1 pseudogene is annotated in these 455 nt (G+C 44.4%); it reads left to right on the top strand.

Features of this window, described 5'->3' with window-relative positions:
• Window positions 1–450: pseudogene (locus tag F0Q01_RS13660) on the top strand (hypothetical protein); the annotation flags it as partial.
• Window positions 451–455: the final 5 nt, after the last annotated feature.

The raw sequence follows: 455 nt of genomic DNA, 5'->3' as shown, positions 1-455 counted from the left end.
TCACAGGAACTCCGTGAGCAAGGGGTTAGAATGAAGCTTTCAGCGGTGCGTGGGGTTGTGGAAGGCAAGCGGGTTGTCATGATTGATGATTCGATTGTGCGCGGAACGACAAGTAAACGAATTGTACAACTTTTGCGCGAAGCTGGGGCGGCGGAAGTTCATGTGCGAATCGCATCTCCACCACTTGCGTATCCTTGTTTTTACGGTATTGATATCCAAACGCGAAATGAATTAATTGCTTCTAATTATTCTGTCGATGAAATTTGCCGAATTATTGGCGCTGATTCTTTAGAGTATTTGAGTGAAGAGGGTTTAGTAGATTCCATTGGTAGACCTTATCCGAACGAACCATACGGGGGACTTTGTATGGCTTATTTCAACGGCGATTACCCGACCCCTTTATACGATTATGAAGCGGAATATTTAGCGAGCTTAGAAGCAGAAAAATAATGAGG

The sequence above is a fragment of the Pseudobutyrivibrio xylanivorans genome, assembly GCF_010906925.1.
Classification (GTDB): domain Bacteria; phylum Bacillota; class Clostridia; order Lachnospirales; family Lachnospiraceae; genus Pseudobutyrivibrio.
Note: the sequence above shows the minus strand (reverse complement) of the source record. Positions and strands in the feature narration are given on the sequence as shown.